Raw genomic sequence first — 13,376 nt, 5'->3', positions numbered from 1 at the left:
CCAACCTAATCCAGACGCGCTTCGCCTTCTCTTCGTTCGAAGTCATAGATTGTGCCGTCTGCGGTCAGTTGACTGATGCGTTGCGGGGTTCCATCGTCGCTTAGTTCCACCAGTCCGATGCCGGAGGCGTTGAGGATGCGCCTGCCATGGGGTGTGCCGACCGGCTTTCGCGGGACGATGCGCATGCCTCTGCGCCGCGTCAGCCAATTGAGGGGTGAGCGGGGCGAAAAGGCCCAGCGATTGCTGTGATCGAGAAAGGCCAGGAGCTTGTCCGGCCATTTATTCTTGATACCGCTGGAACAGATTTGCCAGATTTCCGGGTTATGCCCCTTCTGCCCGGTGCGCGAGCGTCGGCCATTGCGCAATTGCACATCATACACAAAGGAATAATGCACATCGCCCGACAGGATGACGAAGTGGCGGGGCGTGTTGCGATGCTGAAAGATGCTGAGAATGGCACTGGCGGTGCCGGGATGGGCCATCCAATATTCTGCATCCACCATCAGTGGCTTGCCGATGAGGGTGAAGAATTTCTGCACCACCTCGATCAGCTTCACGCCAAAGATTGGTGCGGCTGAGACAAGCAGCACTGCATCCTTATCGCGTAAGCGGGCTTGCAGGTCCGTTGCGGCTTCCCAGTCCAAAAGGCCGGACGGATAATGGCTGTTGCGCTCAGATCGCCAGCGGCGCGTGCGCGTATCCAAGGCGATGAGCGGCGGATTGGTCGGCCATTCAAAATCCCATTTCTGATAATTCAAAATGGTGTCGATGGCCTCATCATGGGCATCGGCTCCCGGCTGTTCCAGCGCGTCTTTGAAGATGGGCATCAGATCGCGGCCAATGGCTCCGGGCCTGTTGCCCCAGCCCTGATTGATGCCATAAGCGATGAGGGCATTGCCGATCACCCGGCGCGACAGGGGGTGGTCATAGGCCGCTTCTTCCCAGGCGAGGGACAGGTTCCAATCATCGGTCACATCATGATCATCAAAGATCATGGCCGTTGGCAAATGCGCCAGCAGGCGGCGCGCCTTGGACAGTCCCTCGACGAAGGATGCTATCTCATCCACTTCCGCGTCATACATCTTGCGGGTGGCGTCGGCGATGTCTTTTGGTGCTTTGGGTTTTGACAGCAAGGACCAGCAGGTGGGCGACCAGACCAGCAGATACATGGCCAGCATTTCGGCCAAGGTCAGCAGATGGTTCTTGGCATGGAGCGAGGTAAAGATCGGCTTGCTGGTGCCACCAAAGAGCACATCAAAGACGGACGGGCTTTGGTCGATTTCGGGCAGCAACTGATCGCGCTTATAAAGCTTGCCGCCTGCTTCGCGCAGATCCTTGCCGCTGACAGAAAAACCGCTCTCAGTCCCTGGCAAATGCTCGTCGGGAAGCTTCAGAATATGGGCCAGCTCTGTAATGGATTGCAGCATGGGGCCGGCCACATCATCGACATAGACCTGATCGCCGCTCAGCACCAATAGCTCGGGCAGCGAGGTCCCATCTTCATGTTCGGTTAGGGATTGCGCAACGCGGTTATCCGCTGCCACCAGCCCATCGCTGCAGGCGCTATGGGGCTTTCGGCAAGAGCCATGCATGACCGAGGAAATATTGCGCGGGATGCGAATGAAAGGAAGCTCGGCTCCCGGATAGCAAAGATCCGGTGCCCAATCACTGTGATCAAGCCATTGGTCAGCCGCAGCCGCATCAATTGGACGCAGGCTTAATCGATAGGGGACCATCACTTCTTGCGGCAAGGGCTGGTCCAGCGCCAAATCGATCATCAGATAATGCAGATGCTCGCCCGCTTTCAGCCAAAGCAGGCTGTCAGACCCCGGCTCCAGCTCAAAAGAGCGGCTGTCCATGGATAGGGGGAACAGATCCAGACGAGCTATTGCTGGCTCTTTCACCGCCAGCCAAATCGCCAACCGCTCCGCCTGTACGCGCCGAACAATCGGCCCGGCCAGCACCAGGGGCAGGTCGTTCAATCCATTTCCGTCGTGCTCAAGCACCCCAATCACTCCGAAACTCCGTGGCCAAAAAGGTCTGAGGTTAATCTAGGGCGATTGGGTGCAGATGCAATGGGGGAGGAGGGAGGCGGTGGAATAGAGAATAGCGAGAATGGAGCAGCGTAATTTTTTGTATGGTATATTGATGCTGCAGCGCAGCTTCTTCAAAGTAAATTTCAATGTATGCTCAATTAAATTTACATAGGTGAATCTCTATGTGTGTGGTAAGGGTTAACCCTATGATTGATCTGCGGAAAATTGGTGAAGAATGCGTTTGGCCTAGTCACTTCAAGCCAGTAGGTTACGATGATCTCCATGTTGAAGATTTCGCAAGTTGGTGGGGACGAAATGGAGAGAAGCTTAAGCATCTGCCCGAAGCACTCGCCGAGCAGTGGATTTTCCGCCATTGGCATGACTCCGTTGCTTCTTTTATCCCTATTGAAGACCTCCAATGTCGGGAGGAAAACTGGCCTGCGATTGACTTCGTGTCAAAAGTTGGAACGGTGAGGGGTAACGAACCGCTGGATCCAAAACATGATTTCGATGTGTTCAGTGGGCGGAAAACTGGTGAGAAACTTTTGACTGCAAAGGCCATGGATTCAGGTCGTTGGGACTATCCGGTAGTGGTCTTGGAAACCCCTGAGGGCTTCATCGATTGTATTGGAGTTCACATCCAAGCAAAATATTTCTTGGTCGAGGGGCACAAACGCCGTCGCTATCTGAATGCACTATTGGAGCGAGGGGCTTCAATAGCGGATCAAAGTGTATTTGTTCTATGTTCGCCTAGTTTACTTTGATCCGAGTGGTCCTTATGGGCAATCTCTGAATAGTGCTTCAAGGCTAATAATTGCTGAGGCTACAAGCAGTTTTTTCGCACCAATCTGAAGTTCTTTGTAAAATTTTCGAAATTCACCTCTTCTTGTATGATGTACCAATTTACATGGGGTTCATCGGAATGGTGAATAAACAGTGCTTGCTTTTTGTTTGTACGCATTGCCTCAAGTCTTTTTTCATTTAGAGGGACCGAAATATATATTACATTTCCACTCGTTCTTATCGATATTTCAGACAGGAGAATGGTTTGCCCAAACCATGAAAACTTTTGTATTCGATTCAAAAAACTCAGATACTCTTTTGCATCATCAACTTTCTTGGTTATTAGCAAAGTTCCTTTGTTGAAAGATGAGCACATGAGCGTCATCTGCGATGCCCGATCCTTTGTTCGACTATAGGAAATCAATCCGGTCCCATAGGCTTCAAGGTTCCATTGTTGATATTCATTGGCGATAAATGTAACGGAGAATTCCGTAAGCTGTTGCTCGTTTAGCAATAACATGTCATCTGGGCCTACGCTGCTCGCCTTGATTACAAGGTCTGGCTTCGCTCCCATTTCTGTAACGTATGATAGCAAAAGACCGTTTAATGCTTGTTGGCTCGAAAAATCCTTTGGTGTAAAAACTTTGCCGTCGGGATTTCTAAAGAATTCGTTCGTGTAGAACTGATGAATTCCTATTTCCCCTGCTTCTGCAAACCGTGTTACGCCGCCCAAAAATGCATAGGCACATGCTGATAAGCATTGACCTTTTTCCAAGGCGTGAAAATAGCCTTGCTTGACAGATTTCCCAACTTGTGTGTCCGAACCTTGGCTTCGAATGGCTCTGCCGAGGCGGACACCTCCCAAAAGTGATCCGCCGTTTGAATGAAGTATAACCTGAATTGAGTGTTCTTCCAGACCTTGGGTTCTAACAAATTGCTTGAATAGTTCTCCAGCATTCGGCGGTAGTATTCCTTGAATTGCGATCCATTGACAGCCTAGACAATTTCCCCCATTTCCTTGGGAGTCAATTGTGAATGGACCGGCAGACCCAAGAGCCGTTTTCTTTTTCTCTTCAGAGAAACCAGCGTTGATTGAAAAAAGCATGCACGTAGCTGTTATTAATAACAATCGGATCATGAACACCATTAATCTTTCACCAAATCTGTATAAGGTCTCTTACAACCAGTTGATTGAGATTTTTGTCAATGTTGCGATGAGAACTTGGCCCAATGCGCGGAAGCTGGTATGTGGTGGTGCAGGTGCACCACTTTAAGTTTAGGGTGTAAATTGCATGAAATTCTATTGGTAATTCAAGTTATCTAAAGTGAACTAAACTTAAGAAGTATTTTATCTGGTCTAATCCATACCCCTTATGCCCTCTGGGGATTTTTCATTGCGTCTTTCACCAATCTCTTGAAATTGGATCCCATTACCTGCACTCTTGCCGTCTGCGGGTGGTTTGCCTGCGCCTTTTTGACGGTTCAGATTCCTGAACCGGTTTCCCAATGAGCCATTTTCAAAAGTGAGTGTGTGATTTGCTTGAATTGTATTTTGCCCCAAACACGATTTCTGTTGCTGTTGCCATCGCTTTGGAAGAGGTGGGGGCGGATTATGTAACCCGACGGATCGACTTTTCTGCCTCTGAGCAGACCAGCGAGGCTTATGCGGTGTTGAACCCGAAGGGGCGCGTGCCGACGCTGGTGAGTGATGATGTGCCGTTGACCGAGACCGGGGCGCTTTTGGAATTTGCCCATGGGCTGAACCCGGACAAGGGCCTTGTGCCAGCCGGGGCGGTGGATGCGGCGAAGATGCGCGAGGCCATGTTCTATTTTGCCTCCACCATGCACGTCAATCATGCCCATAAATTGCGCGGGGCCAGATGGGCCGACAAGCAAGAGAGCTGGGATGACATGCAAGCCAAAGTGCCGGAAACCATGACGGCATCTTGCGATTATGTGGAGCACTCTTTGCTCAAAGGGCCTTACCTGCTGGGTGAGCGTTTTTCCCTCGCCGATCCCTATCTCTATATGATCTGTACCTGGGTGGAAGGCGACGGGGTGGATCTGTCGCAATTCCCGAAAATCCGCGCCTTCATGGCAGAAATGGAAAAGCGGCCGTCGGTGCAAGCGGTTCGTGAAGCAGGGATGATTACTTAGAGCTTGATTTAAAGTCCTGAGCCAAGCCCTCTCCCCCTCCCAAACCACCCGTCATGGTACCCTCGTGGGCGGTTTGGGAGGGGGAGAGGGCTGGTGATGCGCCTAAAAGTCTCGTTAGAGACTTTTAAATCGGGCAGCTAGGATAGCCGCTAAGCCAAAAACAATAATTCAATACTGGAGAGGATGACCATGAAGTCTGAAGTGGTAGGCCAAGGCATTGTTCGCCTGACGGCAGAAAAAGAAGGGCCGACCATTGGTGTCGTCTGCAATGTGCATGGCAATGAGCTGTGCGGGCGCAAGGCGGTGCATCGGGTTCTGGCCAAATATGAGATCGAGAGCGGCACCCTTGTGCTGATTGATGGCAACCCGAATGCGGCCTTGCTGGGCAAGCGCTATGTGGCCTCGGACATGAACCGCATGTTCACCAAGGATCAGCTGACCCAGGAAAATCCTGAGCAGGATCTGCAACGGGCACAATATCTGGCGCAGGAGCTGCCAAAGCTTGGCCTTGATCAGGTGATTGATTTTCATTCCACCACCAGCGAAACACCGTTTCCCTTCACCGTGAGCTTTCCCGGTACCGAGGAAATGACATCGCTGTGCCCGGTGCCGCAGATTTTTGGTTGGACCGGCGTTGTTGTCGGCTCGCTGATCGAATGGCTGTGCGAGCAGGGCGTGCCTGCCGTTGTGGTGGAAGCCGGGCAGCATGAGGCGGAAAACTCCATCGATGTGGCAGAGCAGACGCTGCTATCGATCCTGTCGTATTTCGGTTTGATCACGCCAGAAGAGCCGGTGAGTTTCGAGAAGCCACCGCAATATAAGGTGGTTGAGCGCGTGATGATTGGCGATCATGAGAGCTTCAAATTCGAGAAGCAATATTCAAGCTTTGAAGCCTTGAAGCCGGGCGAGCTGATCGCCAAGGACAAGGACGGCGACTATATCGCACCAAGCGAAGATGGCTTCATGATGCTGATGCCAAGCACGCAAGAGCATGTCGATAAACGGATTTCGCGTGGGGCCTACTATCTAATGCAGAGCATCTGAGCTCCTAATGGTCTTTTTGCGCTCTGACTTTGTCAATGCTCGCCTCCGGTTCTCAAATAGGGCTGCTATGTTGCGATCCTCGGCTTCGCATTTTCGCGTCAGATCACAAAAATCCTCATTATGAGGAAGTCTTTCATGATCGCAAATATATGAGCCGCTTCAGGTTTGAGGCGGCTCATTTTTTGAGGACCACTGGATAGATCGTGCGCTGAGATTATTTCAGCACGCTTGGCCAGTTTTTGTTGCCAGACTTGATATTGCCCGGGATGTCTTTCTCCCATTGGCTGCGCACGGATTTGCTGTAGTTGAGATAGAGCTTGCCATCGACGATGGTCCAGGCGTCCGGGTCGGTCGACGCGGTATAGCCCTGGGACACGGCCCATGCGCAATAGCCTCCATATTGAGGGGCATATTTCTTTGGGTTGGCCGCAAAGAGATCGCGGTTTGCTTTGCTCTTGAAGCGCCATGTCGCGCCATTCCATTTGTGTGTGATGCTGGATTTACCTGCAATCGGGCGACCATCGGTGAAGTAGGAAACCGGGTCGGTGCCATCAATCGCGGTGCCAAGGAAGCTCTGATAAACAGGGTCTTTCGCCGCCCAAGCGGAAGTGGAGATCAAGCCCATGGAGGCAAGGGTCAGGGCAATATAGACAATAAATCTGCGCAACATGTCGGGTTCCTCTTGTTTGGTGTGTCTTGGGATCTGAATTCAATCTTGGCGATAGTCATAGACCATAAATAGGCACAGATTTAGCCTCCTTTGGCGCTTTGACGTACATGTGATGCTTTGTTATCCGACTTCACAAAGAGTTTGGATGAAACCGGGAAAGACTTGTTTGCCGATCAGAATCGTAAGAGGCTGCTTATCCCACCTTTTTTGTGACCCACTTCACGTCCCCGGATTAAAAACATCATGATGAAACTGCTGATCAGTTTGACCTCTCCCTATGCCAGAAGTGCAAGGCTTGCCGTCGCCGCGCTGGAGCTTGAAACTCAGGTCGATATGCAGACCGTGAACCATCGCGGGTTTGATGATGCCTTGCTCTCGCAGAACCCCTTGGGAAAGGTGCCGACCCTGACCTTGGAAGATGGCACTGTGCTGTTTGATAGCCGGGTTGTTGTTGACTATCTCTATGCTTTTCAGGGAAAGTCCGAGTATCTGTTTCGTGGGGCTGATCGCTTTCAGGGGCAGACCAATATGGCGCTGGCAACCGGCCTGATGGATTGTACCATCGCGGCGGCGGTTGAAAAGCGCAATCATGAGGACGCATGTCAGAATGTCCAATGGATTGAGCGGCAGGAGGGCAAGGTCATGCGGGCTTTGGCCTATCTGGAACAAACTCCTCTCTCGTCAGATTTCGCACCTCTGCCAAGTGCAGATCAGATTTTCATGGCAAGCGCGCTTGGCTATCTGGATTTCATGATTGGCGACAGCTGGAAAGCGGGCCATCCCGTTCTGGCCAAATGGCTGCAAGACTTCGCCAAGAGTGTTCCTGCATTTGAATTAACGGTTCCACAGCTTTGATGGAGTAGCAGCATGGCCAAGGTTCAGCGCAAAGGGGCGGCGCGTGTGGCGGATATCCCGGCCGATATTCTGGCGCAATTGAATGCCGGCGAGATTGAAGCGGCGACTCTTTCGGAAAATCTTGCGACTGATTTTGCGACACTCATGACAGCGACCATGCCCGAGCTGGCAGAGGACGCGAAAGCAATCGACCCCAAAGCCGGGGTGACCAAACGCATGGCGAAAGCGGCAGAGATTATCTTTGATCGCTTTGGCATGACCAAGCTCGATTGGCTGTCGTCTCACCCTTCCGACCTGCTCCGTGGCTGGGCGGCTTATCTGATCGCAAAAGATCCGGCAATTTCCCTTGCTGACAAGATCAAATTGATGCGTCCACTGGCCGATGATCCGCATTTTGGTGTGCGGGAATGGGCCTGGCTTTCCTTGCGTCCGGGCATTGTGGCGGATCCGAAAACGGCCATTGCCAAATTTACGCCGTTGGCCTCTGATCCGTCCGACTATCTTCGCCGTTTTGCGTCTGAGGCCCTTCGTCCGCGCGGGGTTTGGTTTAGGCTCAGCACCCACTAATTAAGCGCATTCTGCGAGAGCAATTTTGCTCATTGGCAAGGAGGAAAGCCGCGACAATGTGGTCCATTTTCAAGATTTTCCGACGCAGCCAATGGGCAAAAGTGCCTCGCCCTTCGGGTTTGCCATGAAGTACCCATCTATCGAACCAATGACCGCAAAAAGGGAACCATCCTGTTTTTGTCATTGGTTCATCTATATGAATACTTCACGGCAAACAGAATGGGCAGAATTAATGGGTGCTGAGCCTGACCATATCAAGCTTTTGAAAGACACACCTGAAGAGGGGCTGGTCGTGATTGAGCCATTGAAAGCCGATCCGTCCCGCTATGTGCAGGATTCAGTCGCCAATTGGCTGAATGATGCCTATAAATCCCAGCCTGATTGGGTCGAAGCTCTCTGTGCCAACTGGCTGGATCAAAGCGATAGCGATGCCACAGCCTATATCGTCAAACGCGCGTTGCGGAACAAAAAGTAATCCTCACATTTCTTCTCTCAATGCCTTCATGCTTAGGCGTCATCAGTCATCGGTGGCTTTATTCCGAAATCTGGTTCATCAGGCGTTGCTGGCTGGCTTTCAGGGCGGTCAGGATCGGTGCGTGTTTGTCCGGGGTGAAGCGCGTGATGAGGCCGGAGACAGTCAGCGCGCCGAGCAGGTGGCCTGACGGAGTGAGGATGGGCACGGCCATGGCGGCGACGTCTTCGTCCCGCTCGCCCATTGAAAGGGCAAAGCCTTTTTCGCGCACCTCTCGTTGCCCCTCTTCCTCGTTGTTTGAGAATGCCAGCAGCACCCGGCCGGATGCGCCGAGTTCCAGTGGCATGCTGCGTCCTTCATCGATGGAATGACGAATGGCGCGGATGGGTTCGCTGCGAAACAGGCAGATGCGGGCATTGCCTTCGCGCACATAATAGGATGCGGTCTCAAAGGTGGCTTCCGACAAACGCTTCAGCTCCGGTCGCAACAGGGTGCTGAGATCAAATCCCTGGCGATAGATGGCCCCGAGATGCCATGCGGATGGGCCAAGGCGAAAACGGCTGCCTTCGCTGCGGATCACATATCCATATTTTTCCAATGAGACGCCAAGACGCAGGATGGTGCTTTTGTAAAGCCCTGTTGTCTTTGAGATTTCTGCCAGGCTGAGCTCGGTCTTGTCTGTTCGAAAACAATCCAGAATGGATAACGCGCGTTCCACGGCCTCGACGCCCTTGCTTTCAGACATGCGTGATTGCTCCTACCGCGCATTCGAAGAAAAGTTGCAGACTTTTCGGACAAGAATTCGCGTCAAAATAAAGAACGAAAGCGCTGTCCTTGATTCAGTGATCATGTGCAGTGGTTTGGTTCTGGTTGACAATTTCTCCTCTTATGGCATATCGTTCTAATAAAGGCAACTACGTTCTATTTAATAGAACGATTTGTGGAAATCCTTTCACCCGGCATGGTTCGCCCTGCCGATTGCATGTCCTTGGAGAAGCAACATGGTCAAACCGCTTGAGAGCATTCGGGTGCTGGATCTGACCAATGTGCTGGCCGGGCCGTTTTGTTGTCATCAGCTGGTGCATTTGGGGGCAGAGGTCATCAAGGTTGAAGCAACCGGACGGGGTGATTTGGCGCGGCAATTGGGGGCAGATGCCGAGCTGAATGAGGCTGGCATGGGCGTGTCTTTTCTGGCGCAGAATGCGGGCAAGAAAAGCGTCACGATCAATCTGAAATCTGAGCGAGGCAAAGCTCTGTTCGGGCGGCTGGTGGAAAGTGCCGATGTGCTGGTCGAGAATTTTCGCCCCGGTGTGATGACCCGTCTTGGGGTTGGCTATGACCGGTTGAAGGAGATCAAGCCCGATCTGATCTATTGCGCCATTTCCGGCTTTGGACAGGAAGGGCCATGGATCCATCGCCCGGCCTATGATCAGATCATTCAAGGGGCATCGGGGGTGATGTCGATCACTGGCGATGAGAACAGCGCACCCTTGCGCGTTGGTTATCCGGTGGCGGATACGGTCGGTGGCATGACCGCGGCCTTTGCCATTGCGGCGGCGCTGAATGCGCGGCCACGCGGCGCATTTCTGGATGTTTCCATGCTGGAGAGCGTGCTTGCGACCATGGGCTGGGTGGTGTCCAACCATTTGATTGCCGGGGTGGAGCCAAGCGCCAATGGCAATGAGAACCCAACCTCTGCACCTTCTGGTACCTTTGCGGCCAAAGATGGGCTTTTGAACATTGCGGCCAACAAGGATGAGCAATGGGTTTTGCTCTCCGATCATCTGGGGCTCAGCGCCTTGCAAAGCCACAAAGACTATTTGACCCGAGAAGATAGAAAGTGCAATCGTCTGGCGTTGAAAGCCGAGCTGGAAAAGGTGCTCACCACTCGCTCGGCGCGAGGCTGGGCCAAGGAGCTGAATGCCATTGGGGTGCCTGCCGGGGCCGTTTTGAGCGTGCCGGAAATTTTGAAGCAGCCGCAGATATCTGAGCGCGGTTTTCTGTCCAGCTTTGAAAATGTGCCGGGCGTCGGGCGTGATATCGAGGTGGTGACGACGGGCATCAAGCTGGATGGAGAAGCGCCAAGTGTGGACGCGCCGCCGCCTTTGCTGGGGCAGGATAATGAAAGGATCTGGGCAGAGTTAGGCCTGTCCCCAAGCAAGATTGCCGCTCTGCAAGAGGAGGGCGTGATATGAGCAAGGCCGTTGTGCCCGGTCAGAATAATGATGTCTCTGACTGGTGGACCACATCCATCATTGATATGGCCCCGGGTCAGATCCGCTTTCGGGGCCATCCGATTGAAGAGCTGATTGGCAATGCCAGCTTTGCGCAAATGATCTGGTTGATGACACGTGGTGATTTGCCAGGTGCCCCGCAAGCCAAGCTCCTGGAATGTGCTTTGGTGGCAGCGGTGGATCATGGCCCGCAAGCGCCATCCATCGCTGCGGCTCGCATGGCGGTGACCTGCGGCCTGTCGCTAAACGGGGCCATGGCCAATGCGGTGAATATGCTGGACGATGTGCATGGCGGGGCAGGGGAGCAAGCGGTGGAGCTTTATCATTCCATTCGTGCAGCTGTTGTCGACGGCATGACTATCGAGGAAGCAGCCGCCAGCAAGATTGATGAGTGGCAGGCAACAGGCAGCAAATTCATTCCCGGCTTTGGCCATCGCTTTCATAAGCCCGAAGACCCCCGCGCGCCGCGTCTCTTGGGGCTGGTAGATGAGGCTGCAAGTGAAGGCTTTGTGAGCGGTGAGTTTGCTCAGATCGGGCGGGCGATCCAGAAGGTCTTGAATGATCGCAAAGGCAAGCCGGTGCCGATGAATATCGATGGGGCGACGGCGGTCATCTATGCAGAACTGGGCTTTGCCGGACCACTGGCACGGGGTCTGTTTTGTCTTTCTCGCTCCGTCGGGGCCATGTCTCATGCCTGGGAGCAAATGCAGCAGGGAGGTCGCAACAAGGGCCCGACCCCACCGGTCTATCGTTGGAGCTATGACGGCCCCAACCCGATTGAGCCCGGCTGAAACTATGCTCTGATTGTCTTGGTTAGCTCCAGAAAGCTCTCCGTTCTGTGGTGGCAGAAGCTGAAGGCAGGGCCGGTACAGCCTTCGCCGACGGCGAAGACGGGCATGCCAGCGTCATGGGCCGATCTGGCGCCGGGCAGGGAATCCTCAAAAGCGCAAGCCTCATGGGGGGCAATGTCCAAAGCTTGCAATGTGGTGGCAAAGGGCAGGGGATCGGGCTTGCCTCTCGGTAATTCTGCCCCGGAAATGACGGCCTTCACATAGTTCTCGATTTTCAGATCCGCCATGGCGCTTTCGATATAACGGCGTGGGGAGGAGGAGCAGATGGCAATGTGAAGGCCCTCGCGATGCAGGCTTTTCAAAAGCTCAGATGCACCTTCCACCGGCGTGCGCAATCTGGGCAGATGGATATCGGCGTAAGCTCCGATCTGATTGGCGATGTCTGTTTTTATCTCCTTGGGCAGTGGGGCCTCCGGCAGAGCGGTAAAGAAGTCTGCCAAACCACGACCGACGAAGGCATCCAGCAGATCTTTGGTCGGGGTGATGCCATATCGTCCCAGCACCTCGACCTTGGCCGCTTCCCAGACATGTTCGGAATGAATGAGGGTTCCGTCCAGATCAAAAATAGCGGCCTTGTAATGGTTGAATGTGATGTTGTTATCCATCTGCTTTGTCTGTTCCGTCAATCCATTGGTACGAGGCGCATTTTATCGGTCGGCATATCAATGCCGACGGATTGTCCGACGCTGATTGGCTGTGCCGTTGCTTGGGCAATGACGAATAATTCGCCGAGATCGCTCTGCACGCTATATTGGATCTCATTGCCAAGATAAGCGGCATAGCTGACCTCGCCGATAAAGGCAGCATCCCTATTTGCCGGGCGCAAGCTGACATGATGAGGACGCAGAACAGCTTTTGCCCGACCGCTCAGCTCCGTCTGGCTGGCAATGCGGAGCTGTTTATCGCCCAGTTGGATGTTCGTACCATCTTCATTGGAGCTGACAATATCGCAATCGATCAGGTTGGAATCGCCGATGAAGTCGGCAATGAAGGCGGAATTGGGCCGCTCATAGAGATCATGCGGCGTGCCTTCCTGGGCAATCTCGGAATTCTTCATGACAATGATGCGATCAGAGACGGCCATGGCTTCTTCCTGATCATGGGTCACATAGACGGCGGTGAGTTTCAGCTCCTGCTGGATCTGGCGGATTTTCTCGCGCACATGACGGCGCAATTTGGCGTCCAGATTGGAGAGTGGCTCATCCAGCAAGAGGACCTCTGGCTCCAGTACCACGGCGCGGGCCACGGCAACACGCTGTTGCTGACCGCCGGACAATTCGCTGGGAAGGCGCGAGCCAAAGCCTGTAAGGCCCACCATCTCCAGCCCTTGCTCTGCCTTTTCCATGGCTTGTCTTTTGGGCATGGATTGAACAGTCAGGCCATAGGCGACATTCTCTGCGACGCTCATATGCGGGAAGAGCGCATAGGATTGAAAGACCATCGAGACCTTGCGATAGGTGGCGGAGAGATGGGTGACATCCTCACCGCCGATGATGATCTTGCCGTTTGTGGCGCTTTCCAGCCCGGCAATCAGGCGCAAGGTTGTGGTTTTACCGCAACCACTGGGACCAAGCAGGGTGACCAATTGGCCGGGATCAATGGCGAGATCGAGTTTCTTCAGTGCGGTTACACTGCCATATTTTTTGACCACACCTTTGAAATGGACGGAGCCTTTTTTAAACTGTTCCATGATTATCTCCAGAAATC

The 13,376-nt window shown here is 53.3% G+C and carries 14 protein-coding genes; 8 read left to right on the top strand and 6 right to left on the bottom strand.

Going from position 1 to position 13,376, the window contains the following annotated elements; all coding sequences use genetic code 11:
- Nucleotides 1–5 precede the first annotated feature (5 nt).
- The gene (locus CRO57_RS21645; protein WP_097155712.1) at nucleotides 6–1,982 is read right to left on the bottom strand and encodes a metallophosphoesterase family protein; all 1,977 of its coding nucleotides are present in this window, start codon (nucleotides 1,980–1,982) and stop codon (nucleotides 6–8) included.
- Between the two features lie 260 nt (nucleotides 1,983–2,242).
- On the opposite strand from CRO57_RS21645, the gene CRO57_RS21640 reads away from it, so the two are divergent.
- The gene (locus CRO57_RS21640) at nucleotides 2,243–2,800 is read left to right on the top strand and encodes a hypothetical protein (RefSeq protein ID WP_141401311.1); all 558 of its coding nucleotides are present in this window, start codon (nucleotides 2,243–2,245) and stop codon (nucleotides 2,798–2,800) included.
- Between the two features lie 59 nt (nucleotides 2,801–2,859).
- Here CRO57_RS21640 and CRO57_RS21635 read toward each other — a convergent pair whose 3' ends face one another.
- Nucleotides 2,860–3,924, bottom strand: a complete 1,065-nt coding sequence (locus CRO57_RS21635) for a COG3904 family protein (RefSeq protein WP_141401310.1) — start codon at nucleotides 3,922–3,924, stop codon at nucleotides 2,860–2,862.
- Between the two features lie 431 nt (nucleotides 3,925–4,355).
- On the opposite strand from CRO57_RS21635, the gene CRO57_RS21630 reads away from it, so the two are divergent.
- Complete coding sequence (locus CRO57_RS21630) at nucleotides 4,356–4,976, top strand: glutathione S-transferase family protein (protein WP_097155711.1); 621 nt, start codon at nucleotides 4,356–4,358, stop codon at nucleotides 4,974–4,976.
- Between the two features lie 189 nt (nucleotides 4,977–5,165).
- Nucleotides 5,166–6,020 (top strand): succinylglutamate desuccinylase/aspartoacylase family protein, encoded by an 855-nt coding sequence (locus tag CRO57_RS21625; RefSeq protein WP_170956206.1) that lies wholly within the window; start codon nucleotides 5,166–5,168, stop codon nucleotides 6,018–6,020.
- Between the two features lie 214 nt (nucleotides 6,021–6,234).
- Here CRO57_RS21625 and CRO57_RS21620 read toward each other — a convergent pair whose 3' ends face one another.
- Complete coding sequence (locus tag CRO57_RS21620; protein ID WP_097155605.1) at nucleotides 6,235–6,690, bottom strand: YHS domain-containing (seleno)protein; 456 nt, start codon at nucleotides 6,688–6,690, stop codon at nucleotides 6,235–6,237.
- Nucleotides 6,691–6,933: 243 nt separating this feature from the next.
- On the opposite strand from CRO57_RS21620, the gene CRO57_RS21615 reads away from it, so the two are divergent.
- The 3 genes from CRO57_RS21615 (at nucleotide 6,934) to CRO57_RS21605 (ending at nucleotide 8,587) form a co-directional block, all read left to right on the top strand.
- The gene (locus CRO57_RS21615) at nucleotides 6,934–7,545 is read left to right on the top strand and encodes a glutathione S-transferase family protein (RefSeq protein WP_097155604.1); all 612 of its coding nucleotides are present in this window, start codon (nucleotides 6,934–6,936) and stop codon (nucleotides 7,543–7,545) included.
- 12 nt (nucleotides 7,546–7,557) lie between these two features.
- A complete protein-coding gene (locus CRO57_RS21610; protein ID WP_097155603.1) occupies nucleotides 7,558–8,112 on the top strand; it encodes a HEAT repeat domain-containing protein in 555 nt (184 codons plus the stop codon).
- 196 nt (nucleotides 8,113–8,308) lie between these two features.
- Nucleotides 8,309–8,587 (top strand): hypothetical protein, encoded by a 279-nt coding sequence (locus CRO57_RS21605; protein ID WP_210200967.1) that lies wholly within the window; start codon nucleotides 8,309–8,311, stop codon nucleotides 8,585–8,587.
- Nucleotides 8,588–8,645: 58 nt separating this feature from the next.
- On the opposite strand, the gene CRO57_RS21600 is transcribed toward CRO57_RS21605, so the two are convergent.
- The gene (locus tag CRO57_RS21600; protein WP_097155602.1) at nucleotides 8,646–9,329 is read right to left on the bottom strand and encodes an IclR family transcriptional regulator; all 684 of its coding nucleotides are present in this window, start codon (nucleotides 9,327–9,329) and stop codon (nucleotides 8,646–8,648) included.
- Nucleotides 9,330–9,585: 256 nt separating this feature from the next.
- Between CRO57_RS21600 and CRO57_RS21595 the strand changes: the two genes are divergently transcribed.
- Nucleotides 9,586–10,779, top strand: a complete 1,194-nt coding sequence (locus tag CRO57_RS21595; protein ID WP_097155601.1) for a CaiB/BaiF CoA transferase family protein — start codon at nucleotides 9,586–9,588, stop codon at nucleotides 10,777–10,779.
- Nucleotides 10,776–11,609 carry a citryl-CoA lyase gene (locus CRO57_RS21590; protein WP_097155600.1) on the top strand — a complete coding sequence of 278 codons (834 nt, stop codon included), beginning with the start codon at nucleotides 10,776–10,778 and terminating at the stop codon, nucleotides 11,607–11,609. The genes CRO57_RS21595 and CRO57_RS21590 overlap by 4 nt, the downstream gene beginning before the upstream one ends.
- A 2-nt stretch (nucleotides 11,610–11,611) precedes the next feature.
- On the opposite strand, the gene CRO57_RS21585 is transcribed toward CRO57_RS21590, so the two are convergent.
- Together CRO57_RS21585 and CRO57_RS21580 are read right to left on the bottom strand one after the other, a co-directional pair.
- Nucleotides 11,612–12,274: an HAD family hydrolase gene (locus CRO57_RS21585; RefSeq protein WP_097155599.1), complete on the bottom strand. Its 663-nt coding sequence runs from the start codon at nucleotides 12,272–12,274 to the stop codon at nucleotides 11,612–11,614.
- Between the two features lie 17 nt (nucleotides 12,275–12,291).
- A complete protein-coding gene (locus CRO57_RS21580; protein ID WP_097155598.1) occupies nucleotides 12,292–13,359 on the bottom strand; it encodes an ABC transporter ATP-binding protein in 1,068 nt (355 codons plus the stop codon).
- Nucleotides 13,360–13,376 lie beyond the last annotated feature (17 nt).

It is taken from the genome of Cohaesibacter gelatinilyticus (genome assembly GCF_900215605.1).
GTDB classification, from domain to species: domain Bacteria; phylum Pseudomonadota; class Alphaproteobacteria; order Rhizobiales; family Cohaesibacteraceae; genus Cohaesibacter; species Cohaesibacter gelatinilyticus.
The sequence above is the reverse complement of the archived record's forward strand: the minus strand, read 5'-3'. Positions and strand labels throughout refer to the sequence as shown.